Source organism: Paramagnetospirillum marisnigri (assembly GCF_001650715.1).
GTDB classification, from domain to species: Bacteria; Pseudomonadota; Alphaproteobacteria; order Rhodospirillales; family Magnetospirillaceae; genus Phaeospirillum; species Phaeospirillum marisnigri.
The window spans coordinates 1-967 of the sequence record NZ_LWQT01000012.1 but is presented as its reverse complement, the minus strand read 5'-3'; the positions used below and the strand labels follow the sequence as shown (position 1 = coordinate 967).

Sequence of the window (967 nt, the reverse complement as noted above, 5' to 3'; positions counted from 1 at the left end):
GCTCAAGGCGATCTGCACCCACCTTAACTGGCGCGGGATCACCCGGCGGGGCCATGCCTGGGGTATCGGCAGTCTTCAGGACTTGATGACCTCGTCCACCTATTGCGGCAGGCATCTGTTCAATCGCACCGAAAGCCGTACCGGACGGCAGCGTCCCGATGCGGAATGTGTCGAGATGGCGGTCCCGGCCATCATCTCGGAGGAGGTGTACCTCCAGGTCCGGGCGGCCCTTCATGACCGCTCGCCGCGCAAGACTCCGCCCAGGGTGGTCAACGGCCCCACCATGCTGGCCAGCGTTGCCCGCTGTGCCCATTGCGGGGCGGCCATGATTCTGAACACCGGGAAGGGTCACCGCTATTACGCCTGCTCCTCCCACGCCAAGAAGGGCAAGACCGTCTGCAAGGGCCAGCGTATCCGTATGGATCGTCTCGACGACATGGTGATGGAGTATCTGGGCAGCAAGGTGTTCGACCCCGACCGCCTGGAACAGGCGCTGAAGAGCTATATGGACGCCCACGAGACTGGCACCGCCATCCGCCGTGAACAACTGCGCCAGATGCGTGCTCGCCGGGGTGATGTGGACGCGGCCCGGGCGAGGTTGTTTGGCATGGTGGAGACCGGGGCTGTCGATGCCCACGACCCCATGCTGAAGGAGCGTCTGGACCAGATGAAGCTTCAGGCCGCCGATCTGGACTCCCAGATTGCCGCGCTCCAGGATGACCTGCTGTCCGGTGTCCCCACCATCACCCCCGAGAAAATCCGTCTGCTGGCCGCCCAGATGCGTGAGCGCCTGCGCACCGGGCCGCCGGAACTGCGCCAAGCCTATATGCGGTTGCTGCTGAACTCGGTGGTGGTGGGGGCTGAGGAAATCTGCCTCAGTGGCTCCAACGCCGTATTGGAGCGCCTCGCGGCGCAGGGCGTGTCCGCTTCTGCGTCCGAGGTTATTACTTTTGCTCGGAAATGGCGT

The 967-nt window shown here is 64.2% G+C and carries 1 protein-coding gene; it reads left to right on the top strand.

Annotated features, from left to right (window positions below; translation table 11 throughout):
* Positions 1 to 10: 10 nt before the first annotated feature.
* Positions 11 to 967 (top strand): recombinase family protein (locus A6A04_RS00720; RefSeq protein WP_281196611.1); only part of this gene is annotated, 957 nt, incomplete at its 3' end.